Here is a 24,494-nt window from a genome sequence, read left to right on the forward strand (position 1 = left end):
CCGCTGAATGCATGGTGAGAAAATTTCATTGACGTTTCACGTGGGGTCTCGAACGTGTCATGGCTCAGTCACGTTCAGCCTTGATGCGACCACAAGATACGGCATGGGAATTCTTCTCGGCGATGCGCACACCACCCATGGTCCCCCACGTGCCTCCCAAATTCAGTACCCTAACAATGTGAGCCACAAATCTTCTCGACCACTCGACATGACCGTGACACGCATCCCCGCGGTGGAACTCTCCCCCGTTGTGGAAGGCGGGCGACTTCCAGCCAAGGCGACCGCCGGTGAGCCATTCCCCATTCGCGCAACGGTGTTTCGCGAGGGACACGACGCCTATCAGGCCGAAGCGGTCCTGATTGACCCCGACGGACATGACCACACGATTGCTCCAATGGTGGATATTGCACCCGGTCTGGATCGCTACGAGGCATGGGTGATGCCTGACCGACCCGGCAACTGGTCATTTTGCATTCAGACGTGGTCAGATCCCTACGCTACGTGGCGACATGATGCCACCATTAAAGTCGATGCCGACATCGACGCTGACCTCATGCTGGAAGAGGGCGCACGCCTGTTTGAGCGCATGATCGAAGGGAAGGCACTGGCCAATTCTGACCAGCAGGGTCTGGCTGAGCCCCATGCGCGCGTCCTCCACAGTGCAATCTCCATCATGCGCGATGCCACCCGATCAAACCAGCAGCGCCTGTCGGCCGGTATATCGTCTTCTGTGCGCCACATTGTGCGTCAGTACCCACTGCGTGACCTGGTCGGTCGCACTGAGGCCTATCCGCTGCATGTCGCGCGCACCCGCGCCCTGGTGGGCTCCTGGTATGAGATTTTCCCCCGCTCAGCCGGAGCATTCCAGCGCCCTGATGGCACATGGGTCTCAGGCACACTGCGCACCGCAATTGAGGAACTCGATCGCATCAGTGCGATGGGATTTGATGTCATCTACCTCACACCAGTTCACCCCATCGGCACGACGTTCCGCAAGGGCAAGAACAATACGCTGAATGCTCTGGAAACCGATCCTGGTTCCCCCTACGGCATCGGGTCAGATGAAGGGGGCCACGACGCGATTCACCCTGACCTGGGAGATTTTGACGATTTCGATGCATTCGTCGCTGCCGCATACGAACGCGGCATGGAGGTCGCACTCGACTTTGCCCTGCAGTGTTCACCGGATCACCCGTGGGTCAGGGACCATCCCGAATGGTTCTCGCAGCGAGCCGACGGCTCCATCGCGTATGCGGAGAATCCGCCCAAGAAGTACCAGGACATCTACCCCATTAACTTCGATCACGATCCTGAAGGCCTGTTCGAAGCGATCCACGACCTGTTCCGCCTGTGGATCGCACACGGCGTGAAGATTTTCCGAGTGGACAACCCGCACACCAAGCCAGTGAACTTCTGGAAACGCATGATGGACACGCTGCATCGCGAATATCCAGACGTGATCTGCCTGGCTGAAGCGTTCACTCGCCCCGCCATGATGCGCACGCTGGGTGCCGTCGGTTTTGACCAGTCCTACACGTACTTCGCGTGGCGTACCTATAAGAAGGAGATCGAAGAGTACCTCAAGGAAGTCTCCGAGCAGACACCGCACCTGATGCGCCCGACATTCTGGCCGACGACGCACGATATTTTGACGCCGCAGATGACCGAGGGCGGCACCGCCATGTTTGCAATCCGCGCGATTCTGGCCGCATGCGGCGCTCCGACGTGGGGCATCTACTCCGGCTACGAGCTGGTCGAATCGGTACCGCGCCCCGGTTTTGAAGAACAGATCAACAACGAGAAATACGAGTACCGTCCGCGCAGGTGGGAGGATGCGGAGCGCACGGGTATTCCTCAGTTGCTCACCCTGCTCAACACTGCACGAGGGCGACATCGTGCCCTGCAGCAGCTTCACCAGATCAGCATTCACCGTACATCCAACGACCAGTTGCTGTGCTTCTCACGGCACATTCCCGGACAGTTCACACCTGATGGGAACCCGGACACGGTGATCGTGGTGGTCTCACTGGATCCGCATCATGAAGTGTGGGGCTCTGTTGACCTCGATGTCAACGCGCCCGGCATGGAGCTGCTCAACGCTGGCCACGGCGGCGGGTTGAACCTTGTCGATGAACTGGACGGCATGGAGTACCGCTGGGGTGCGTCGAATGTGGTGCGGCTGAGCCCGTGGACCCGCATCGGACACGTCTTTGGGGTTGAACAGCAACAGTAGAATGCACCGCGCGCCTCCAGGCGCCGCGGGTCCCACTCGCCGGGCATGAAATGCATACACACCGTGCATCAGCGCGCCGTAACTGGCAGTATGATGCCATGACCGTTGATGATTCATCGCGCGCTGAACTGGACGCCGCACCTGAGACGACGACCGCCACCTCCAGCCACTATGCGCAACTCTCACCATTCCACAATATGACGGTGGACCAGCCACACGAGGATGAAGCCGCCCTCGTCCCTGTGGCCGACGACCCCAGTTGGTACCGCCACGCAGTCTTCTATGAGCTGCTGATCCACTCTTTCCAGGACTCCAACGGCGACGGCGTGGGTGACATTCCCGGCCTGATCTCGCGGCTCGACTACCTCAAGTGGCTCGGTATCGATGCAATCTGGCTGCCCCCGTTCTTTCCTTCCCCTCTGGCCGACGGCGGCTACGACATTTCCGACTACAAGGGCATCGACGAACGCTTCGGCACGATGGATGATTTCCGTGCCCTCGTGGAAGCCGCACATGAACGAGGCCTGCGCATCGTGCTGGACATGGTCATGAACCACACGTCCGACCAGCACCCGTGGTTCCAGTCCTCACGCTCCGACCCGAACGGACCGTACGGCGATTTCTACGTCTGGCGTGACCGACCCAACGAATACGCCGACGCGCGCATCATTTTCGTGGACTCGGAAGTATCGAACTGGACGTGGGATGAGGAGCGCCACCAGTTCTTCTGGCATCGTTTCTTCTCACACCAGCCGGACCTGAACTATGAAAACCCTGCGGTGCGCGAAGCCATGAAAGACGTGGTGCGTTTTTGGTGCACCACCGGTGTGGACGGCTTCAGGTTGGATGCCATCCCCTACCTGTTCGAAGAAGAAGGTACGAACTGCGAAAACCTCCCGGCCACGCACGAGTTCATCGCGGACCTGCGCGCAATGGTCGAAGAAGAGTTCCCCGGCACCGTCATGATTGCCGAGGCGAACCAGCCGCCTCACGAGGTTGTCGCCTACTTTGGAACCGATGAGGCACCCGAGTGCCATATCTGCTTCCACTTCCCGATCATGCCGCGCATTTTCGCCGCACTGCGCGAAGAATCCTCCCACGGGCTGCGCGAAATCCTGGCTGCCACCCCTCCCCTGCCCAAGGGTGGCCAATGGGGTGTTTTCCTGCGCAATCACGATGAACTGACCCTGGAGATGGTCACGGACGAGGAACGCGCCAGGATGTATGAGTGGTACTGCCCTGAAGAGCGCATGCGTTCCAATGTCGGTATACGTCGACGACTCATGCCGCTGCTGCATGCCTCGCGCCGCGAGGTTGAACTGGCCTACGCGCTGCTGCTGTCCTTGCCCGGTTCCCCGTTCCTGTTCTATGGCGATGAGATCGGTATGGGTGACAACGTGGATCTGCCTGACCGTTTCGGCGTGCGCACCCCTATGCAGTGGGATGACACGCCGACGATGGGCTTTTCCGATGCCCCGCAGGATCAGTGGTTCCTGCCGGGAATTTCATCACCGACCTATGACCAGCGCGCAGTGAACGTGGCCGAGCACGCCACCCGCCCGACCTCGATGCTGAACTGGACGCGCAAGATGCTGAACACGCGCCGCAAGCATGCGCCGTTCGGATTTGGTGACATGACGCTGCTGTGGTCCTCTGACGATGCTGTGCTCGCGTTCTTGCGCCGAGACGAATCCGAAACGATTCTGTGCGTCAACAACCTGTCCACTGAACCGCACTCCGCGAAGATCCACCTGCCCGGCATGGCCGGCTGGCATCTGTACGATCTTGGATCGGGCAACGCGTTCCCGGATGTGCGTGACGATGAGACGGTGGACATCACGCTGCCGCGCCACGGCTTTTACTGGCTGGGCGTGACGTTCCTTGAACCAGAAAGTGAGGAAGAAGATGAGTAACGCACCGTCTTCCATTCAACTCCTGGAAGCGATCGCCCCGTGGCTCACGTCGAGGCGATGGTTCCCACGCACCAGCGACCGCACATTGCAGGTCATTGGCGAGCTCAATGCCGATTCAGGCTATCTGGAACCGCCGGGAACTCCGGAGTCCGATTCCGGTGATTTAGCGTCAGTTCGCCTGCTGATCATCCAGGCCGGCTCGCAACTGCTCAACGTCCCCCTCGTTCTCGTTCCGCAGGCCGGAGACGACGTTGCCGAAACGTTCGACAATCCTGCGACGGACGTTGACGAGGGCGACCCCATCGGATCGATTGGTGACCTGAGTATTCTGGACGGCGTGTCGGTGTGGGCATTTTGGGACACGTGGCTGGCGATGGGTCGTGCCGTTGGAACGGTGGATGCTGACACCGTTGAACGCATGCGCGACATGCGTGACCAGGTACAGGTGTATGGAGGCGAGCAGTCGAACACCTCGGTTATTTTCCGAGGTACCACAGACGAGACTCCTGGAATCATCGCGAAGGTACTGCGCGTGCTCACGGAGGGTGCTCACCCGGATGTTGAGGTGCCCACCGCGCTATGCGAGGCTGACTGGAACCACGTGCCACGCGTTTTCGGCTACGTTGCCGTCCCGGCACGCGTGCGTTCGTGGCCCAAGAAGGAATCGGAACTGTGTGTGGCGACCATTATCAGTGAGCTGGTACGCGATGGGCGCGACGGTTTCGTCTTCTTTGTCGATGGTGCCTCCCGCGGTGAAGATCTTACCGAGCAGGCACGTTCACTGGGTACCGTGACAGCTCAGATGCATGAGATTCTGGCGAGGGCTCTGCCCACTGCTGACGGGCCGACGCCATCGCAGATCGCTGCGCGGGTGCGCAACAACCTCGATGCTGCGCACGCTGAGGTCCCTGGCCTGACCGGCGAACTCGTGGATACATTGGGCCGCGAGCTGGACCAGCTCGCACAATGGGACGAGCCGCTTCAGGCGACCCGCATTCACGGCGACTACCACCTGGGGCAGACCCTGCTCAGCGATGATGGGTGGAAGATTCTGGACTTCGAGGGCGAGCCGCTGCGCCCCCTGGCCGAGCGCACCGCCCCTGACCTACCGCTCAAGGACGTTGCCGGGATGCTGCGTTCCTTCGACTATGCGATGGCGCAGGCACGACGCCTTGCCGATGATGACTCAGCGATTGACGATGCCGTCGCTCACGAGTGGGTCAGCCAGCACCAGCGTGCGTTCCTTGAGGGGTATCACGCTGATTTCTCGGGTCGCGACGACGCACTCATGACTGCACTGATCATTGAGAAGGCAGCCTATGAGTCGATCTACGAACATAGGATGCGTCCAGACTGGCTGAGTATTCCCCTCGATGCGCTCACCGAACTGGCTGAGCGGTAAAACGGTCGACACGTGGAGCACATCGGACGGTCGTTTGTTGCAAAGAACGCCACGACCATCCGAACGGCCACGCCGTGACCGTGTGCATGGGAAAATGAGGTCATGAACGCCTCACCGATTCCTCAAGATCCAGACCTCCTTGATACAGTGGCGCAGGGGCAGTACTACCTGCCTCATGCCGTGCTCGGAGCACACCTCAGTGACGGGTCAGTGACGATCCGCACGGTGCATCATTTGGCCGACGCTGTCCAAATTGTCACGCCCGATCAAACAGTTGACGCTGTTCACGAACGATCCGGCGTGTGGGTTGCCGTCTTTGAATGTGACGATATTCCCGACTACCGAGTGCGCGTGACCTACGGTGACCAGACGACACTGATGGACGACCCCTACCGTTTCCTGCCCACACTGGGCGAAATGGATATTTACCTCATTTCCGAGGGACGACACGAAGAACTGTGGAAAGTTCTGGGAGCACATCTGACTCACTACACCGGCCCGATGGGTGACGTCGAGGGCGTCGCATTTGCGGTGTGGGCGCCCAACGCGTCTGCCGTGCGCGTCGTCGGCGACTTCAACTACTGGGACGGCAGCGCCAGCGCAATGCGCTCACTGGGATCGTCCGGCGTGTGGGAGCTGTTCATCCCAGGTGTGGGCGTGGGAGCGCGCTACAAATTCGAGATCCGAGGGCCGGGCGGTAACTGGTTCCAAAAGGCTGACCCGATGGCACGTGCCACCGAGATTCCTCCGGCAACTGCCTCTGTTGTCACCGACCGTTTCCACAGGTGGGATGACGATGAGTGGATGGACAGGCGTGCTCACACCACCCCGCACACCGCTGCCATGTCAGTGTACGAAGTCCACATTGGATCCTGGAAACAGGGGCTGGGCTACCGTCAGCTCGCTGATGAGCTGATCGCCTACGTCACCGAAGCCGGTTTCACGCACGTCGAATTCATGCCGGTGGCTGAACATCCGTTCGGCGGTTCGTGGGGCTACCAGGTCACCTCGTACTACGCGCCGACCTCACGCTACGGCACGCCCGACGACTTCCGTTATCTGGTGGACCGCCTCCACCAGGCAGGTATCGGCGTCATCCTGGACTGGGTGCCAGCCCACTTCCCGAAGGATGACTGGGCGCTTGCCCGTTTCGACGGCACTCCCCTGTACGAGGATCCCGATCCGTTGCGTGGTGAACATCCGGATTGGGGAACGTACGTCTTCAACTTCGGGCGTCGGGAGGTGCGCAACTTCCTGGTTGCCAACGCGCTGTACTGGCTCGAGGAGTTCCACGTCGATGGCTTGCGTGTCGATGCGGTGGCCTCCATGCTGTATCTGGATTATTCACGCAAGGAAGGCCAGTGGCGGCCGAATCAGTACGGCGGTCGCGAACACTTGGAAGCTATCCAGTTCCTGCAGGAAGCCAACGCAACTGCCTACAGGCGTCACCCCGGCATCGTAATGGTGGCTGAAGAGTCAACAGCGTGGCCCGGCGTGACCGCGCCAACGTCAGGAGGCGGCCTGGGGTTCGGCATGAAGTGGAATATGGGCTGGATGAACGACACGCTGCGGTACATGCAGGAAGACCCTGTCAACCGTCGCTGGCACCACGGTGAACTCACGTTCTCGTTGGTGTACGCATTCTCCGAGAACTACATTCTGCCGCTGTCCCATGATGAGGTCGTTCACGGCAAAGGCTCGCTCGTTTCGAAGATGCCCGGTGATAAGTGGCAGAAGATGGCCTCGCTTCGCGCACTGTACGCCTACCAGTGGTCACATCCTGGCAAACAACTGCTGTTCATGGGACAGGAATTTGGGCAGGAACAGGAATGGACCGAGCAGCATTCTCTGGATTGGTGGCTGCTCGATGACGATCTGCATTCCGGGTTGCTGTCGCTGGTGTCGGCTCTCAACAGGATCTATCGCGACGATCCCGCGCTGTGGGACGACGACTACACGGGCTTTGAGTGGATCGACGCGTCAGACGGCGATCACAACGTGATCTCCCATATCCGCAAGGGAATGGGCTCCGATCACAAGCAGCACCTCCTTGTCTGCGTCACGAACTTTGCCGGCACACCTCACGAGGGCTACCGCGTGGGGCTGCCGTTCAGCGGCCAGTGGGAGGAAATCCTCAACACTGACAGCGAAGAGTTCGGCGGATCCGGTGTGATCAACATGGGGCCGGTCATCGCTGAAGATGTTCCATGGAACGGCCGGCCAGCATCGGCTGAGCTGCGCGTGCCACCGCTGGGTGCGCTCTGGCTGCGTCCTGTCACATCTGAGAACTAGACACGGACGGTTGAGCGGACGGGCAGCAATTCCTGCCTGCTCGCTCAACCGCCCGTGAGATATGCGAGCAATGATGGAACTGATCAGCGGCGACATCACAACACTTGAGGTGGACGCCATTGTCAACGCTGCGAACTCGTCACTGCTGGGTGGTGGCGGCGTGGATGGGGCAATTCACCGCGGAGCTGGGCCCGACCTGCTCGCCGCCTGCAAGAAAGTGCGTGCCAGCCAGTTCCCTGATGGTCTTCCCGTGGGGCACGCTGTAGCGACTGAGGGTTTCAGACTGCCGGCGCGCTGGGTAATCCACACTGTCGGACCTAACCGGCATCGCGGGCAGACTGACCCGGATCTGCTACGCTCCTGCTTCACGTCGAGTCTGCGGGTTGCCGAGGACATCAGTGCACGCTCCGTAGCGTTCCCTGCAATTTCAGCAGGAGTGTACGGCTGGGATATGGAACAGGTTGCGAGTATCGGCATAGAGGCGGCTCGCACCTATGAAAGCGAACAGGACGAGCACGCAATCAGGATCGTGTTCTGCTTATTTGATGACCGAGCCCTGCACGTATGGCGCAGCGTCGCCGGCGAGCACTAGACTGCCCCGACGCGCGGACGAGCCGATTCGAGCTGCCTCAGGTGCGATCACCACACCAGCCTCTAGATCATGAGAGCGGTTGCCAGCCTGCGACGGGCAGCGTTGACTTCCGGTGAGGATCCGGCCACGCGGAACAAGTCCAGGATGCGTGTGCGCAGCTCTTCACGCCTGTCATCATCGGTGCTGTGCTCCAAAGCGCTGATCAGAACGTCGAAGGCCTGAGCGTGCTGGCCGGCGTTAAACAGCTCATCAGCATGATCCAGGTCGTTATCCGCATTCCCAGCCGTGCCGCGCTCAAGCAGACGCACGCGCGCCAACTGGGCTTCGGCATCGTGGTCGCGCGCATTGCGCTCCACGATCTTCTCCCACGCCGCGATCGCGCCGTCGAGGTCACCTGATTCTTCCAGGTCCAACGCATGCTGGTGTTCAGGCGGTACGGGCGCCTTCACGTCCTCCCCGCTGACTGCGACGCGGCCCGTAACCCCCATCTGCTGGGCTGCCGTCAACAGTTCATCCAGGACCGGCACGACCTGTTCTTTAATCGCATTTCCCTGGAAGAACGGGATCGGGCGCCCACCGATCAGTGCACACACCGTCGGCAAGGCCTGCACCTGAAGTGCGCGAGTGATGCCCGGAGCTTTTTCCACCTCGATCTTCACCAACTGGAAGGCGCCGCTCCTTTCGCGGACGATCCCTTCCAGCATGGACAGAACGGACGATGACTCCAAGGAGCGCGATGACCACAGTGCCATCAGCACAGGAACAGTGCGTGACGTTGCCATGATGTCCTCGAACTGAGCGTCATCGCAGTCGCGAATCAAAGGCACGTTCAGTTGCACCCCGGCATCACCGTCGGCAGGAGCGGCAGCAGGGACGCCCGAAGCGGACAGGTCAACGGCACCGTGAGAATCGGCGACCTGACGCTGCACGTGAGACTGTTCGGAGGCCTCCGCGCTGTGCGCTGCACGCGAGGCTGGTTCCCGCTGCGAATTGTGCTGCGCCATTGATGGATCACTCTCTGCCACTTATTCTCCTTCGGGTTTGGTTGAATCGTCGCGCGTGACCTGCTCGATCACACGTTCAGCGCCGATGACGCGAGCTTTCTGATCGGATCCGGCCTGCGGCAGCTCAATCAAAACCGAGACCAGGTATTTTGCAGATGCCGATCCGATAACCTTGGGGTCTCCCTCGTTAATAGCCGCAGGGGAGCCGCCCAGCTGCATGGTGGATCTGGCAACCGTGCGCTGGTAGGTGTGCGTCATTGCGAACGATGCGGACACGAGGGCTGATCCGTTGTTCAAGACGAGTCCTGAGATCGGCAATCCCTCCGTCTGTGCGTGAGCCGTGACGGTACCGGCGGCCTGCACGGATTGTCCGAGCGATGCGATCTCGTCGAAGTGCGAGCGCGCATACTCGTCTTCTGCGAACATGTCGGATCCGGCGGTGCCAGAATTGAGCATTTCGACGTATTTTTCCACTGCTTCGCTGGGCGTCATGATGAAGCCGTCGGCATCGGCAGATACGTATGCTGCACCCGTCTCCAGTGGGGCTGTCGTGAATTCTGAGCCGCCCAGAAGGCGCACCCAGTTCTCCAGTTCGTAATTGGAGCGCGCATCCTGCTGAGTGATGACGTAAACAATCGGCAGTTCCCCGTCCGAGCTTTGCTCGATGTCCAGGAACATTCGCGGCCACGTTGTTGAGTTGGTCGATGTCACCATTTCCCCGGTGAGACTCAGCTGCGGCACCGTGGTCTCCTTGGCTTTGGCGAGCACGAACTGTGCACCGCGCATGCGCAGAGCCGGGTCTTTGACGCGTCCGGACAGGGCTTCGGTCGTGCCCTCGTCACTGGCTTGGTCGAGTGCGGCCTGGATATGTCCGAGGATCGCGTTGATGCGGTTGGCATCCAGGTTGGCCGCACCGTTTGCGCCGGACGCTGGCTGTTCAGTGGCCGGTACTTCTATTTCTCCTGACGAGCAGGCGCTGACCATCGACAGTGATGCGAGCATCACCACGGCAGCGCAGATGCGGCGGCGTATCACTGTTCCTCCTTGGTCGATCCTGTTCCGTCACGATGCAGCCAGTTCGACATGATGGACGTCCATGCGCCCTTTTGGGAACGGCCAGTGTCCTGAGGTCGTTCGGCGTCAGCTTGTGTATCGTCGCCCCGTGGATCGTCGCCGTCCTGTGAACGGTCGGTTCGGCTCGCGTGGCCAGTGCCGCTCACATGGTCGGCTTCGTTTTCCGCACGGTCGCCGTCTGTCTGACGTACGAGGGTGTCGCCGCTGTCTGCTTGGTGCGCCGACGGGACGATCGGGATGAGGCCAGTGTTGAATTCGTGGCCATCGATATTCACCGATTCTTCGCCTCGGGAGCGCGCTTCGCGTAATGCGCGTCGCGTCGGGAAGACCATCGGTACACGAGCCACGGACATATCAATGACACCCGAATCGGTGGGGGCCGAATGTTCGACTGGTTCGGCTGGCTTTGCAGTCTCAGCCGGCTCTACAGCTTCCTCCGACTCAGCGGGTTCGGCAGCCTGTTTCTGTTCGACGAGGTCTTCAGCTTCGCCGTTCATGGCCGGCTCGACAGGTTCAGCGGATTCAGCAAGTTCTTCCGGCTCTTCCGCTTCTTCGTACTGGTTCGCCTCTTCGGAGCGTTTCACCTCTTCACAGTGATCGTGTTCTTCCCGGTGAGCTTGCTCCTCAGGCAAGCCGTCAGCTTCATCTGTCAGGTCGGCTACCGGGACCGGCTCGCTGACATCAATCGACTCAGCCTCGTCTGCTTCATGGGTACCGTCCTCAGCTTGCGACACGTCACCCTCATCGTCTGCCTCGTCAGAAGCTTCCTCGGCGTCTGGCATCTGGGAGATGTCGATCGGGGCGGTGTCGGTGGTATCAGCCTGGTCACGAGACTTCAGCTCGTCGGCACGTGCCGCGCGGCGACGCTGGTTGCGCCAGATGATGACCGCCATGACTGCGGCGATCAGTGCCAGGACAATGGTCAAAAGCCACACGGCGATCGCTGCGATATTGGTGCGCTCAACCGGCCAAGTCAACGTCAATGTCGGGGCTTTCGAACCGTCTGTCGTGGCCAGTACGGACACCGTGTCAGGAACGGCTTTCAGTGTGAGCGACGCGCTCCCCTGGCCGGCTGCCTGATCCAACCACATGTCATTATCCAACGGGTTCGCAATCGAGGCCCCCGACTGAGCTTCTTCCTTGGCAGTCTGGGCTTCGGACTGTGCCTGACCATCGGCCGTTGACTGAGGAGCAGCTGCGGATTGCTCGCCATCAGCCACATCCGACGATTGCGCCTGATTCGCATCCGTTTCCGCATGGTCGGTTACTTTCAGCTGTGTCATACCAGCTTCCAGGCCCACAACTTCGGTATAAGCCTCGTCACCGAGCCACCCGATCACATCAGGAGTGGATCCAACCACGACACTGACGGGCGTCGACGCATCGGCAGCTTCGACGGTCACTGTCACGTCTTCTGCTTTCAAAGGGAGCACACGCGCACGCGTCATCACATAGGGCTGATCTGGGTCAGCCTTGGCCTCAATGTGCTGTCCAGGTGCCCAAACGGTCAGTGTCAAAATGCCGATGATGCCAGCAACAAGAGCCACTGCTGCAAGGGCTAAAGCGCTGGCGTAACGTCTGATACCACTCACAGTGTCCGCTCCTCCGCAAAAATTCCTCGTATGTCATTCACAATACAGTGCCCGTTGATGTGAGCGCAGAACCGATGGTAATAATCCATCATATCGCAGAGTCGAAAAGGGCAGTGCCTGACGGGCTCACGAGACAGGCCCAACAAGTCAGGCTCAGAGGGGCCGAAGCCAGTGCTCCCAGCAATGCCGGTGCCAATGGCGTCTGGCTTCCACCCCCTGATCCCATCCAAAGGGTGCTTCTTCGGGCCACGCGACCACATGAGGTGTGCCAGGAGCAATCGGATGGACACAACCAGGACACGTGTACGTCTTCTGCGATCCCGACACGTACGACACCTGATAGTGCAGCCCACCAGGCCCCTCGGCACTAAGCGGCATGGAGGCCAGACGACTCATATCGAGGCGCGGATGTTCGCCGCCCCAAGGTCGTTTTCGTGACCGTCTGCCCCGCCCCATGTCGTGATCGCTCCTCTGGCCGCCTACGTCGTCTTGCCGCTCTTACTTATTCCTATCGCACACGACACCCGCGCGCCACACGCGCAAGGGGTGCAGCTCAGAATCCAGACAGACCACGTCAGCACGCTTGCCGACTTCGAGTGCCCCCACCGTCTCATCGCCAAGGATTCTGGCACCTTGAGCAGATGCCATAAATACCGCATCGACCAGCGGAATTCCAGCGCCTACTGCGACGCGCACGCAATCGAGCAGGTGAGCTGTTCCACCGGCGATCGCTCCGCCATCAGTCAGACGAGCAATCCCATCAGTTACCGTCACAGCCTGAGGCCCAAGCTGGTAGCTGCCATCCGCCATTCCGGCAGCAGCCATCGCATCAGTGATGAAGACGCAGCGCGACCGTCCGAGAACCTCGTACACACAGCGCACCAGCGTGGGATTGACATGCACACCATCACAGATCATCTCCACGACCGCATCACCTCGCGCACCCGCTGCAAGGAACTCTGCAATGGAACCGGGATCGCGGTGGTGCATCGGCTTCATGCCGTTAAACAGGTGCGTCACCGTCGCCAGGGGACGTGTATGGTCCGGGTCTTTCAGCTGATCAGCGTAGCGTCCTCGGGCGTCCTCAAAGACGGCTCGAACGTCGTCCGGCTCTGCATCCGTATGCCCCCACGATGGCAGAGCACCCCCCTCGCGCAGTACTTCAGCCACTGATCCCTCACCGCTGGCGTGCGGTTTCTCCGGCGCCACGGTCATGGTCACCGCGTGCCCGCCAGCCACGTCCAGCAGTTCAGCTGTCAGCACGGGATCCGGGTCGCAGATGAACTGTGGGTCCTGCGCGCCACAGCGCTCATGAGACACGAACGGACCTTCAAAGTGGATTCCAGCCAGCTCCCCTCGATCGGCCAGCGTGGCGAGCATGGCAGCACGTTCCTTGAGGGTCTGCGCGTCAGCAGTCACCAGCGATGCAACAAGGGAGGTCGTCCCGTGAGCGCGGTGCTCGGTAACAGCCGTCATCGCTTGCCCGGGGGTCTGCGCGTTCGGGAACGATTCGCCACCACCGCCGTGGCAGTGCACGTCGACGAGGCCAGGGATGATGATGTCATCGCTCGGCTTCAGATCATTGAGTTGTTCACGAATTGACGAGGGGGCCTCCTGCGCCGCCGCATCACCGACCCAGATAATGGTGTCGCGGTCCCACGCCACTACCCCATCGTCGATCACCGTATCCGGTGTGACGACCCGTCCTCGAAGAGCAACGAGTGAAGTGGATTGATCAGTCTGATCCGTCATGGTCTCTCTTTTCCTAGAACAGGCGAGATTCTGCGTCATCGACGCCTCGCATTGCGTCGTAGTCGAGTACGACTACGTGGATTCCTCTGTCTTCTGCCAGTGTGCGTGCCTGCCGCGTGACCTCCTGAGCAGCGAAAATGCCGCGAATGTCAGAAAGCAGGGGATCTCTGGCCAGTAGCGACAGGTAGCGAGTGAGCTGTTCCACTCCGTCGACGCCACCGCGTCGCTTCACCTCGATAGCGATGGGAACATTGTGTTCGTCGCGCACCAGCAGATCCACCGGCCCGATTGGCGTGGGATATTCTCTGCGAACCAGCGAGTATCCCGTTCCCAGGATCAAGGGCACCTGTTCAGCCAGCAGAGCCTGCAGGTGGGCTTCCACGCCGTCCTTAATGAGGCCCGGATCCACGCCGAGGTCCTCGTTGACGTCGTGGAGAACGTCGAAAATACGGATGAGCAGCTGGTCGTCAGACTTGGCGGCCTGAACAGTCCACACCTCGCTCACGCCTAGATCCGTTTCATCGGTGCTGGGCTCATCGATGCGCATATGGCACGGGGCGCTCATCCAGTTCAGCGGCTTATAGGAGCCGCCATCGGAGTGAACCAGGACCGAGCCGTCTGCCTTCAGCATGATGACGCGCGGGGCTTTGTCCAGGTGCGCGGTTAGCCGGCCTGAATAATCAACTGAACATGTTGCTACTACGATACGCACGAAAGCGTGCCTGCCTTTTTGCTCGTTTTAGTCGATGGACGATTGCGAGGAACGCGGAGGGCCAGATTCTGCCCATGACACCAGGCCGTTGTAACTGGATGCGGCCATCGCCACCTGCCAGCGATCATCACCGGAGACCAGATGCACTTCGATCATGGTTCCGTCAACAGAGCGAGTGTCGGGCGCTGAGACTTCAAGGGTACGTCGAGGCATTGAGAAAACCGGCCGCATGGAAAACCCCACCAGGCGGTACCAGGTGAGGGTTTCGACTCCGTAATGGGCGACTCCGGCTGTCCAGCCGGACTGAGAGTCTCGGCGCGCCCAGCATCTAAACGATCCCAGGTAGGTGTCCAGCCGGCGGGCACGCACATTGATATAGCCGACGATCAGCATGGCGATGACGGCGAGTATGACGATGAGCCACAGCGCCCACACCAACGCAGTGTTCATGATGCTGTAGCTCCTTCCATGCAGTAATATCGCCTACGTCCGTGATGAATGCTCATCACGGACGTAGTTCTCAGTGTTCTCAGGACTCCATGCCTTCTGCAACAACGGTGACAACGTCAGAATCCACGGAGACGAATCCGCCGGCTACCGGAAATGTCTTCGTGTCGTCGCCAATGGTGAGAATGACGGGACCTTCTTTCAATCTAGCCAACAATGGTTGACGATGAGGCAAAATGCCCAGCGAGCCGTCTTCGACTGGGACCTGCACATACTGCGCAGCTCCCTGCCAGGACAGGCCTCGCTTCGTCACGATTTTGACGCTCAGCGCCCCTGTCTCGGCCATCAGGATTCTGCCTCAAGTTCGTGCCACTTGCGCTCCAGATCCTCAATGCCGCCGATATTGAAGAATGCCTGCTCAGGAACCTTGTCGTAGTAGCCCTCGGCAATGCGCTTGAAGGCTTCGATGGTTTCTGACAGCGGAACGGTGGAGCCTGGCTGGCCGGTGAACTTTTCAGCCATATAGATGTTCTGTGACAGGAACTGTTCGATTCGACGTGCACGCGCAACCGTGACCTTGTCTTCCTCGGACAATTCGTCGACACCCAGAATGGCGATGATGTCCTGCAGCTCCTTGTTCTTCTGCAAGATGGCCTTGACGTGGATTGCCACATCGTAGTGTTCCTGGCCGATCGCAGCCGGGTCAAGCAGACGGCTGGTCGATGACAGCGGGTCAACCGCCGGGTACAGACCCTTCGACGCGATCTCACGGGACAGTTCCGTGGTCGCATCCAGGTGCGCGAACGTGGTAGCCGGCGCGGGGTCCGTGTAGTCATCGGCTGGCACGTAGATGGCCTGCAGCGAGGTAATGGAGTGACCACCGGCAGAGGTGATGCGCTCTTGAAGCTGGCCCATCTCGTCCGCCAGATTCGGCTGGTAACCCACGGCCGAGGGCATACGGCCCAGCAGGGTGGACACCTCGGAACCTGCCTGAGTGAAACGAAAGATGTTGTCGATGAACAGCAGCACGTCCTGGTTTTGTACATCGCGGAAGTATTCCGCCATCGTCAGACCGGTCAGCGCGATACGCAACCTGGTCCCCGGCGGCTCGTCCATCTGGCCAAAGACCAGTGCGGTCTTGTCGAAGACGCCTGCATCAGCCATTTCGTGAATCAGGTCGTTGCCTTCACGGGTACGTTCGCCCACACCGGCGAACACGGACACGCCGCCGTGATCCTGAGCAACACGCTGAATCATTTCCTGAATCAGCACGGTCTTGCCCACGCCTGCGCCGCCGAACAGGCCGATCTTGCCGCCCTGCACATAGGGGGTAAGCAGGTCGATCACCTTGATGCCCGTTTCGAACATCTTGGTGCGTGGCTCAAGCTGATCGAATGCAGGTGGTTGACGGTGAATAGGCCAGCGCTCTGTGATTTCGAGCTGTTCGCCATCTTTGAGGTTGAGCGGTTCACCGATCACGTTGAAGACGTGTCCCTTGGTGACGTCACCGACCGGGACAGTGATGGGGCCGCCGGTGTCGCGCACGCGGGCACCGCGCACCAGGCCGTCAGTCGGCTTGAGTGCGATTGTGCGAACCAGGTTGTCACCCAAGTGCTGTGCGACTTCCAGCGTCATGACGAATGATTCGGATCCTTCGCCCTGGTCAGGCAGCTCCACATCCACCTGCAGTGCGTTGTAGAGGGCCGGGATCCGGTCAGGCGGAAACTCGACGTCGACAACGGGGCCGACGACGCGGGCAACTCGGCCTTCGCCGGTTTCTGGTGATTCTGTCATGGTCATCTTCTCCATCATGTGGGCTCAGCCGTTAGCCAAGGCGTCGGCCCCGCCCACGATCTCACTAATTTCCTGCGTGATCTCCGCCTGGCGGGCCGAATTCGCCAAACGCGTGTACTTCGTAATCAATTCTTCAGCGTTGTCGGTTGCCGTGTGCATCGCTCGCTGACGCGACGCCAGTTCCGATGCGGCGGCTTGAAGCAGAACGTTGCGGATGCGGCTTTCCACATAAAGAGGCAGCAAAGCATCGAGGACGTCGCGCGCAGACGGGATGAATTCGTATTCAGGGAAAAGCAGCGATCCGTCGTCCTTTACCGGATCGACTTCATTTGTCTCGCCTTCACCGTAGGCATCCACGACAGTCAGCGGCAGCATCTGCCTGACCTGAGGGATCTGACTCATCATGTTCCTGAATCGCGTGTAGACCAGGTGAACCTCGGACACGCCGGTCATCCTGTCCTCATCCAGGAACCGCTTCAGCAGTTCCTCGGCGATGCTGTGCGTCATCTCCAGGCTGGGTTCGTCCGATTCACCTTCCCACGAACGCTCGATCTCAGCGCCACGGAAGCTGAAGTAATTCTTGGCGCGACGCCCGCAGGTATACAGGATCGGGGTCTTCCCTTCTTCGCGCAGCGTGGTGACCAGGTGCTCTGTTTCACGCAGAATTGTCGCTGAATAGGCACCCGCCATGCCTCGGTCAGAAGCGACCACCAGCACGGCCACGCGAGGCGTGTCGTTTCGCACGTCGGTCAGCGGGTGCCCCATATCCGTGTGGATGGCAACTGAGGCCACAGCCTGCGTGATCGCCTGCTCGTAGGGTCCCACTTCGGTCGCATCGCGACGCGCCGCGCCGATCCTGGAGGCTGCAATCATCTCCATGGCGCGGAAGACCTTGCTCAGCGTTTGCGTAGACGCAATGCGCTGCTTGTAGATCCTCTGCTGACCAGCCATCGATCAGGCCTTCTTCTCACGGCGACGACGGACAATCTCTTCACGTGAATGTTCAGCTTCAACCTCGCCGTCCTCCAGGTTCTCACCTGGCTGCGCGCTCAGCCACTGCTGCGTGAACTTCTCTGCGGCCTCACGCAGAGCATTCTCCGTGTCATCATCCAGCACGCCAGTCTCGCGGATCGTGGTCAGCACGTCGGAGTGTGAGCGCAGGTAGTCCAGAAGCTGATGCTCGTAGGAACTCACGTCAGACACGTCCAACTTGTCGAGGTAGCCGTGCGTGCCCACCCAGATCGATGCGACCTGTTCTTCCACGGGGTACGGCGTGGACTGCGGCTGCTTGAGCAGTTCCATCAGACGCTCACCACGAGTCAACTGTGAACGGGTCGTGGCGTCAAGGTCGGAAGCGAACATTGCGAACGCCGCCATCGAACGGTACTGGGCCAGCGTCAGTTTCAGCGTGCCCGCCACTTTCTTCATGGCCTTGATCTGAGCGTCGCCACCCACGCGGGACACCGAGATACCGACGTCGACTGCAGGGCGCTGGTTCGAGTTGAACAGATTCGACTGCAGGAAGATCTGGCCGTCGGTGATTGAAATGACGTTGGTCGGAATGTAGGCCGATACGTCGTTCGCTTTCGTTTCGATGATGGGAAGACCCGTCATCGATCCGCCGCCCAGTTCATCGGAGAGTTTGGCGCAACGTTCCAGCAGACGTGAATGCAGGTAGAACACGTCGCCGGGGTATGCTTCACGCCCCGGTGGGCGACGCAGCAGAAGGGACACGGCTCGGTAGGCCTCGGCCTGCTTGGACAGGTCATCGAACACGATGAGGACGTGCTTGCCCTCGTACATCCAGTGCTGTCCGATAGCGGATCCGGTGTAGGGCGCAAGGTACTTAAAGCCTGCGGGGTCGGATGCCGGTGAGGCAATGATGGTGGTGTAGTCCATCGCCCCGTTTTCTTCCAGTGTGGAGCGCACCGATGCGATCGTCGAACCCTTCTGGCCAACCGCCACGTAGATGCAGCGCACCTGCTTGCTCGGATCGCCCGACAGCCAGTTATCACGCTGGTTCATGATCGTGTCGATCGCGATGGTGGTCTTACCTGTCTGACGGTCACCGATGATCAGCTGACGCTGGCCACGTCCGATCGGAATCATCGAGTCGATAGCTTTCAGACCGGTCTGGAGCGGCTCGTGGACCGAACGACGCATCATCACGCCGGGTGCTTGAAGTTCGAGGGCGCGTCGACCCGTCAGATCCTGGATCTCGCCCAGACCGTCGATCGGATTGCCGAGGGGGTCAACGGTGCGCCCCAGGTATCCGTCACCAACCGGCACAGACAGAACGTCACCTGTGCGGTGAACCGGCTGGCCTTCTTCAATGCCGCTGAAATCACCCAGCAGAACGGCACCAATTTCGCGCACGTCGAGGTTCATGGCCACGCCAAGTGTGCCGTCTTCAAAGCGAAGAAGCTCGTTTGCCATTGCACCGGGCAGGCCTTCCACGCGGGCAATGCCGTCGGCCGTTTCGGTGACGTGTCCGACTTCTTCGACTGCCGCTTGAGTGGGCTTGTAGGAGTCCACAAAAGAATCGAGAGCCGAGCGGATCTCTTCGGAGCTAATCGAGAGTTCAGCCATTGAGCGTTTCCTTTGTCTGTGTATTGTGGTGCGCCATCATCTATCAGTGCGCGAGGGATTGGTGCAACTGTCGTAGTCGCGTTGCTATCGATGAATCTATGACGAGGTCGCCGGAGATGATTCGGAATCCTCCGATCAGGGAGGGATCGTATGTCATGTCGATGCTGACCGTTTCGCCCAGTTTCTCGTTGAGCATCGTCTGGAGGCGATGCATCTGAGTATCTGTCAACGGGCCGGCACTGATGACGGACACCAGGTTTTCGTCTTTCAGGGACGCTGCGTCCTGCGCGATATGGCGCAGATGCGACATCAGCTGTCCTTTGTTGAGCCGTCCGACCTGGCGGCGCACAATCCGCAGAGTCCATGCGCTGACGTGAGGTCCGAAAATCTTTTCCGCCAGAGCTGCCCGATCGTCAGATGATCCACGCCCCAGCACCGACAGCTGCGTGCGCAGCTCCCGGTTGGACAGGAGGACCTGGTGAATGTCGGACAATTCGGACAGAACCCGGTCCAAGCCGTCATGAGACTTCGCGTCACGCAGAAGAGCGTGAATCCCCACCTGCTCCAGACCCTCGATAATGTCACTGGACGATGACCACTCGCCCTCGACGAGAGTGTGAATCACCTCGAGCGTCTGAGAGGTGACCGCGGCGGCGAACAAGTCGTCAGCCAGACGCACCTTGTCCTCACGAGCGCGCGCCGGATCGGTCAATGAGCGACCCAGGCGTGAATCGTCCCTGACCATATCTGCGATAGCGAAGAGTTCTTCCGCCACACGCAGTCCCTGGTCAGTTTCAGAGGACGTGGGCGACAAGATGCGCGACACAACTGACTGTGCGGCATCGACACTCATGCGGCTTGATCTGCGCATTATGCGTTCGTTCCTTGCGGCTGTGCGGAGGTCGACGCAGCTGTGCTCAACGACATGTCATCAAGGTCATCGAGGAAGCGGTCCATCACCCGATGTGACAGATCCTGATCCCTGAGCTGCTCAGAGACGATGCGTTCGGCCAGCTGGGTTGCCAGCTCACCAATGTCCGAGCGCAGCGAAACCACTGCTGACTGGCGTTCAGCCTGAATCTGGCGCTGAGCGTTCTCCTGAATGCGGGCGGCTTCTTCCTGGGCGGATTCGCGAGCCTGAGACCTGATGCGTTTCGCGTCAGCATTTGCCTGCTCGCGAATGGAATGAGCCTCAACGTTGGCCTGCGCCAACGCCTCTTCGCGTTCGCGTTCAGCAAGTGCACGGTCTTCACGTGCCTGTTCAGCAGCATGCAGACCGGCCTCGATGCGCTCCTCGCGCTCATCCATCATCGCGTAGATGCGGGGAAGAGCAAACTTGCCGATGACAAGCCAGATTCCCAGCAAAATGATGGCAGACAGAAAGACTTCGGCCACTGGTGGGACGAGGACGCTCGTCCCAGCCGCCGCATCTCCTGCTTCTTGCATTGGCAACATGAATATCACTGAACGACGAAGGGCATTGCGAAGCCGATCAAGCCGAGGGCTTCGACAAGTGCGGCACCGATGATCATGTTGGTGAACAGACGGCCGGCAACCTCAGGCTGACGGGCGGTTGCTTCCTGGGTCTTGCCCACCAGCATGCCAATACCCAAAGCAGGTCCGAGGGTTGCAATTCCGTAGCCGATGTAGGCGATTGTTCCGGTCATGGATTCTTCCTTTTCTGTGTGTGCCAAGCGGCTGTGTATTTGACTAATGGGATTCCACCGACAACTTGATGTAGACAGCAGTCAGCGTGGCAAAAATGTAGGCCTGCAGGAAGGCGACGAAGATCTCGAAAAGCGTCATTGCAATGGCTGCCGCGAATGTGACGGCCGCCAGAGCCTTGAGCGAGCCTGCCGCCGCCAGCAGGGCTGACGTCCCGAAGAACGTCAATGCGAGCAACAGGTGTCCCGACATCATGTTGCACAGGAGTCGGATCGCCAGCGTTGCAGGGCGGACAATGAATGTTGAGAAAAACTCGATGGGAGTGATCAGCAGGTAAACCGGCTTAGGAAGTCCCTTCGGCAAGAGCTGCTCAGCAAAGAACGTGCCGACACCGCGGGTACGGATACCCGCCCAGATGAACGACACGTAGGAGAAGATTGCGAACACCAGCGGCACAGCGATTACCGACGAGGCGGCAATGTTGATACCGGGAACGATACCGGTGATGTTCATTGCGATCACGCCGAAGAAAAAGACGCCGATCAGTGGCGCGTACTGTCGCCCTCGCTTCTCCCCCAACATCGGGATGGAGATCGAATCGCGGATAAACAGGGCACATGCTTCAATCAGTTGCTGGAAGCGAGTGGGGACGATCTTCGCCCTCATTGCGCCCGCAACAAACAGAGCGCAGATCAGCACCGCAGCAATGATGCGTGCCAGTGTCAGGCGGTTGACCACCGTACCGTGTTCAGGTCCGAACAGTGATGGCGGGAAGAAATCTGTCACACCGGGACTGTGGGGATGGCTGCGCAGCGCAGGGATAGCTGTCAGAGCTATCAGAAGAATCAGACCTGCCGTGACAATCCAGTACCAGAGCGGAAGGCTACGTCGCCTGGGCTCAGCGGAGCGTGACGTGACCTGTGTGGACACCTGGGTCGTTGACATCGCCGAGGACGGCCTCCTTTCGATCCGCATGCACTGCTCTACAGGCTAGCCGACACGTGGTGTCACGAGCGTTGCAGCGTCCCTACTCTAACAGGGTTCAGACCCTCTTTAGTGCCAAAACCACCTGATACGCGGGACAAACGTCACATTGAGGTGTCAGCACCCGGATCGTGCTCACCTAACCGCGTGCGGGAGTGGTCGCGAGTTTGCGCCACTTGACCGGATTGCGTCGCAGCTGGGACCACCGTGGGGATGCGTGTACGCATCAAAATCACGAGTTCAATCACCATCAATGAGAGGATTGTCACGATTACCGTCATCGCGACAACGCGGTGATTGAGCCCTAGGGGGCGCGATGCCAAGAGCGCGACCGCCACTGCCACAAGCTTGAGCAAATATCCCCCGCCGATCCACGCCAGGAACAGATTCGGTCCCTGCGCGACCATGCGCGGCAGTGCAACGAATTCGGCGACGCACAGGACTGCCACAACCAGGATGCTGACCAGCGCGGTCGTCCAGCCGACCGTTGACATCAACGCCCAGCACACCAGGACCCCGCCTGTCATCACGACGCCTGCAAGCACTATGAACCGGCGCAGCGCTGTCATGGCGCGATTCATCGCTGGCTGAGTAGCTGCGCGGGTGGGCGTGTGGTCATGGTCGAGTGACATGGCTACCTTTCGGATCTCGGGTCGGGCGCATCTGCCTCGGACTGTGGCGGGCGTGCGCGCGCTGATATCTTCCAGGGGAATTCAGATGCGGTCAGGATCGTGGCTAGGACAATCAACGGCACAAAAATCATCACTGTCCGATTCCATTCAACCAGCAGCAAGGACAATGCGGCAGTCGAAATGATCGCCGTCCATAAATACAAAATCATGACAACGGCGCGATGGGAACGTCCTCGTGCCAATAGGCGATCGTGGAAGTGGGAGCGGTCGGCGTGGAATGGGCTCTTCCCACGCATCATGCGTCGAACTGCCGTCACCATCAGATCTCCGATGGGGACGACGATCACAGCCAGGGGCAAAATAATCGGCATGAGACCGGCGATGATCTGGCTTCGCTCCAGCACGTTGGGGTCGATCTGACCGGTGACGATGACACCGGAGGCAGCCAGAATCAATCCCAGCGTCTCAGCTCCCCCGCCCATCATGATGGAGGAGGGGTGATAGTTGTACCACAAGAACCCGGCGCAGATCCCGACCAGTGCAATCACGATCAGTGACGCGGTTGTCGCGTATGACTGTGCACCAAGCTGGCGTGACAGCAGGTAGGAATACCCGAAGAACACGGCCGCACCAATCCCCACGACTCCGGCCGCCAGACCGTCCAGACCATCAATGAAGTTCACGGCGTTGACGATGCCGACCATGACGAACACGGTGGCAATCAGCGACAACCGTGACGACCCGATCGTGATGCCGAAGATGGGAAATGAAACGAGTTGAACACCCTGGAGTGCCATGAGACCGGCGATCAGGATCTGTCCGGTCAGTTTGGTCAGCCAGTCCAGCTCCAGCAGGTCATCGAGCACACCCAGCACGCACATGGCTGCAGCACCTGCCATCACTGCCCACGGGATGCTGGTCGAATACACGGGCGCCATGTACGGGATTCGTGAGCCGATCAGCAAAGTGATGAGCAGACCGACGGTCATGGCGATGCCACCCAGTCGCGGTATCGGTGTGACCTGAATATCGCGTTCACGCAGCTTCGGCACGATCCCCCACCGTAGGCATGTCCATCGCACCAGCGGCGTCATAATCGCGGTGACACCACTGGCTATGAGCATGAGCAGCAGGTAGACCTTCATCGGTGGCGGCCTCTACTTGTCCTCAGGACTTTTAAAAGTACAGCCCGCCGTATCTTCCAGGTCGCGCGGGTCGATGACGCCCAGGCGGATCAGTGTGGGCTGCTCCGTGGCCATATTGATGATCGTCGAGGGAGTCGCCCCCGCCGTTGGACCACCGTCAATATACAGGTCGACGTGATCCTCGAACGAGGCAGCGGCCGCCTCAACACTGGTGGCGGGAGGCTCGCCCGTCAGATTCGCTGATGTGACGGCCATTGGACCGCATTCACGCAAAATCGACAGCGCCACCTCACTATCAGGCATGCGCAGTGCGATTGTGCCGCCCGTGTCGCCCAGATCCCAGCCCAGGTCGGGGTGGGCGCGGACGATCAGCGTCAACCCTCCAGGCCAGAACCGTCGCGCCAGTAAACGCGTGCTCTCACTGATGTCAGTGCCAAGCACGTCCAGCGCTTCATTATCTGCGACCAGAACCGGCGGCGGTTTGGAGCGTCCTCGCCCCTTGGCGTGTTGAACAGCTTCGACGGCGGCAGGGTCGTGTGCGGTTGCGCCGATCCCGTAGACCGTGTCGGTCGGCATGACGATGAGGCCACCACGGTTGACACACGTGCGGATGCGCTGCAGATCCTGCGCTGAGATGCCATGTGAACAGTGAAGAATAGTCGAATGTGCCAC

23 protein-coding genes are annotated in these 24,494 nt (G+C 59.9%); 5 read left to right on the forward strand and 18 right to left on the reverse strand.

Annotated features, from left to right (window positions below; translation table 11 throughout):
- The first annotated feature begins 208 nt into the window (after positions 1-208).
- The 5 genes from BLT69_RS06615 (at position 209) to BLT69_RS06635 (ending at position 8,432) form a co-directional block, all read left to right on the forward strand.
- Positions 209-2,233 (forward strand): maltotransferase domain-containing protein, encoded by a 2,025-nt coding sequence (locus BLT69_RS06615; protein WP_092648670.1) that lies wholly within the window; start codon positions 209-211, stop codon positions 2,231-2,233.
- A gap of 197 nt (positions 2,234-2,430) precedes the next feature.
- The gene (treS, locus tag BLT69_RS06620; protein WP_058237816.1) at positions 2,431-4,146 is read left to right on the forward strand and encodes a maltose alpha-D-glucosyltransferase; all 1,716 of its coding nucleotides are present in this window, start codon (positions 2,431-2,433) and stop codon (positions 4,144-4,146) included.
- Positions 4,139-5,548, forward strand: a complete 1,410-nt coding sequence (locus BLT69_RS06625) for a phosphotransferase (RefSeq protein ID WP_058236973.1) — start codon at positions 4,139-4,141, stop codon at positions 5,546-5,548. Before treS ends, BLT69_RS06625 begins: the two co-directional genes overlap by 8 nt.
- Before the next feature lie 102 nt (positions 5,549-5,650).
- Positions 5,651-7,840, forward strand: a complete 2,190-nt coding sequence (glgB, locus tag BLT69_RS06630; protein WP_092648671.1) for a 1,4-alpha-glucan branching protein GlgB — start codon at positions 5,651-5,653, stop codon at positions 7,838-7,840.
- Positions 7,841-7,910: 70 nt separating this feature from the next.
- Positions 7,911-8,432, forward strand: coding sequence for an O-acetyl-ADP-ribose deacetylase (locus BLT69_RS06635; RefSeq protein ID WP_058236975.1), 522 nt, complete (start codon positions 7,911-7,913; stop codon positions 8,430-8,432).
- Between the two features lie 62 nt (positions 8,433-8,494).
- Here the strand turns inward: BLT69_RS06635 and BLT69_RS06640 are convergent, their stop codons facing one another.
- The 18 genes from BLT69_RS06640 to BLT69_RS06725 all read right to left on the reverse strand — a co-directional run bounded on the left by BLT69_RS06640 (position 8,495) and on the right by BLT69_RS06725 (position 24,494).
- Positions 8,495-9,457 carry a tetratricopeptide repeat protein gene (locus tag BLT69_RS06640; protein WP_257590277.1) on the reverse strand — a complete coding sequence of 321 codons (963 nt, stop codon included), beginning with the start codon at positions 9,455-9,457 and terminating at the stop codon, positions 8,495-8,497.
- Positions 9,458-10,471, reverse strand: coding sequence for a hypothetical protein (locus tag BLT69_RS06645; protein ID WP_092648672.1), 1,014 nt, complete (start codon positions 10,469-10,471; stop codon positions 9,458-9,460).
- Positions 10,468-12,102: a hypothetical protein gene (locus BLT69_RS06650; protein ID WP_092648673.1), complete on the reverse strand. Its 1,635-nt coding sequence runs from the start codon at positions 12,100-12,102 to the stop codon at positions 10,468-10,470. Before BLT69_RS06650 ends, BLT69_RS06645 begins: the two co-directional genes overlap by 4 nt.
- Before the next feature lie 153 nt (positions 12,103-12,255).
- Positions 12,256-12,498 carry an Rv1322 family protein gene (locus BLT69_RS11345; RefSeq protein WP_257590278.1) on the reverse strand — a complete coding sequence of 81 codons (243 nt, stop codon included), beginning with the start codon at positions 12,496-12,498 and terminating at the stop codon, positions 12,256-12,258.
- A 102-nt stretch (positions 12,499-12,600) separates the two neighbouring features.
- The gene (locus BLT69_RS06660; RefSeq protein WP_092648675.1) at positions 12,601-13,854 is read right to left on the reverse strand and encodes an N-acetylglucosamine-6-phosphate deacetylase; all 1,254 of its coding nucleotides are present in this window, start codon (positions 13,852-13,854) and stop codon (positions 12,601-12,603) included.
- Between the two features lie 13 nt (positions 13,855-13,867).
- The gene (nucS, locus tag BLT69_RS06665) at positions 13,868-14,566 is read right to left on the reverse strand and encodes an endonuclease NucS (protein WP_092648676.1); all 699 of its coding nucleotides are present in this window, start codon (positions 14,564-14,566) and stop codon (positions 13,868-13,870) included.
- 27 nt (positions 14,567-14,593) lie between these two features.
- Positions 14,594-15,016, reverse strand: a complete 423-nt coding sequence (locus BLT69_RS06670) for a DUF2550 family protein (protein ID WP_058236981.1) — start codon at positions 15,014-15,016, stop codon at positions 14,594-14,596.
- A gap of 79 nt (positions 15,017-15,095) precedes the next feature.
- On the reverse strand, positions 15,096-15,359 hold the full coding sequence (locus tag BLT69_RS06675; protein ID WP_058236982.1) for a F0F1 ATP synthase subunit delta/epsilon: 264 nt from the start codon (positions 15,357-15,359) through the stop codon (positions 15,096-15,098).
- On the reverse strand, positions 15,359-16,813 hold the full coding sequence (atpD, locus tag BLT69_RS06680; protein ID WP_371935771.1) for a F0F1 ATP synthase subunit beta: 1,455 nt from the start codon (positions 16,811-16,813) through the stop codon (positions 15,359-15,361). Before atpD ends, BLT69_RS06675 begins: the two co-directional genes overlap by 1 nt.
- An 18-nt stretch (positions 16,814-16,831) precedes the next feature.
- Positions 16,832-17,758: a F0F1 ATP synthase subunit gamma gene (locus BLT69_RS06685; RefSeq protein WP_092648677.1), complete on the reverse strand. Its 927-nt coding sequence runs from the start codon at positions 17,756-17,758 to the stop codon at positions 16,832-16,834.
- A gap of 3 nt (positions 17,759-17,761) precedes the next feature.
- Positions 17,762-19,396, reverse strand: coding sequence for a F0F1 ATP synthase subunit alpha (gene atpA / locus BLT69_RS06690; RefSeq protein ID WP_092648678.1), 1,635 nt, complete (start codon positions 19,394-19,396; stop codon positions 17,762-17,764).
- 43 nt (positions 19,397-19,439) lie between these two features.
- Positions 19,440-20,267 (reverse strand): F0F1 ATP synthase subunit delta, encoded by an 828-nt coding sequence (locus BLT69_RS06695; protein WP_092648679.1) that lies wholly within the window; start codon positions 20,265-20,267, stop codon positions 19,440-19,442.
- Positions 20,267-20,851 carry a F0F1 ATP synthase subunit B gene (locus BLT69_RS06700; protein ID WP_092649113.1) on the reverse strand — a complete coding sequence of 195 codons (585 nt, stop codon included), beginning with the start codon at positions 20,849-20,851 and terminating at the stop codon, positions 20,267-20,269. Before BLT69_RS06700 ends, BLT69_RS06695 begins: the two co-directional genes overlap by 1 nt.
- A 5-nt stretch (positions 20,852-20,856) precedes the next feature.
- Positions 20,857-21,063, reverse strand: a complete 207-nt coding sequence (gene atpE / locus BLT69_RS06705; protein ID WP_092648680.1) for an ATP synthase F0 subunit C — start codon at positions 21,061-21,063, stop codon at positions 20,857-20,859.
- A gap of 43 nt (positions 21,064-21,106) precedes the next feature.
- Positions 21,107-22,006 carry a F0F1 ATP synthase subunit A gene (atpB, locus tag BLT69_RS06710; protein WP_092648681.1) on the reverse strand — a complete coding sequence of 300 codons (900 nt, stop codon included), beginning with the start codon at positions 22,004-22,006 and terminating at the stop codon, positions 21,107-21,109.
- Positions 22,007-22,149: 143 nt separating this feature from the next.
- Positions 22,150-22,677, reverse strand: a complete 528-nt coding sequence (locus BLT69_RS06715; RefSeq protein ID WP_092648682.1) for a hypothetical protein — start codon at positions 22,675-22,677, stop codon at positions 22,150-22,152.
- A gap of 2 nt (positions 22,678-22,679) precedes the next feature.
- The gene (locus BLT69_RS06720) at positions 22,680-23,822 is read right to left on the reverse strand and encodes a glycosyltransferase family 4 protein (protein WP_092648683.1); all 1,143 of its coding nucleotides are present in this window, start codon (positions 23,820-23,822) and stop codon (positions 22,680-22,682) included.
- Positions 23,823-23,834: 12 nt separating this feature from the next.
- Positions 23,835-24,494, reverse strand: a complete 660-nt coding sequence (locus tag BLT69_RS06725; RefSeq protein WP_070726430.1) for an L-threonylcarbamoyladenylate synthase — start codon at positions 24,492-24,494, stop codon at positions 23,835-23,837.

It is taken from the genome of Schaalia radingae (genome assembly GCF_900106055.1).
GTDB lineage: Bacteria > Actinomycetota > Actinomycetes > Actinomycetales > Actinomycetaceae > Pauljensenia > Pauljensenia radingae_A.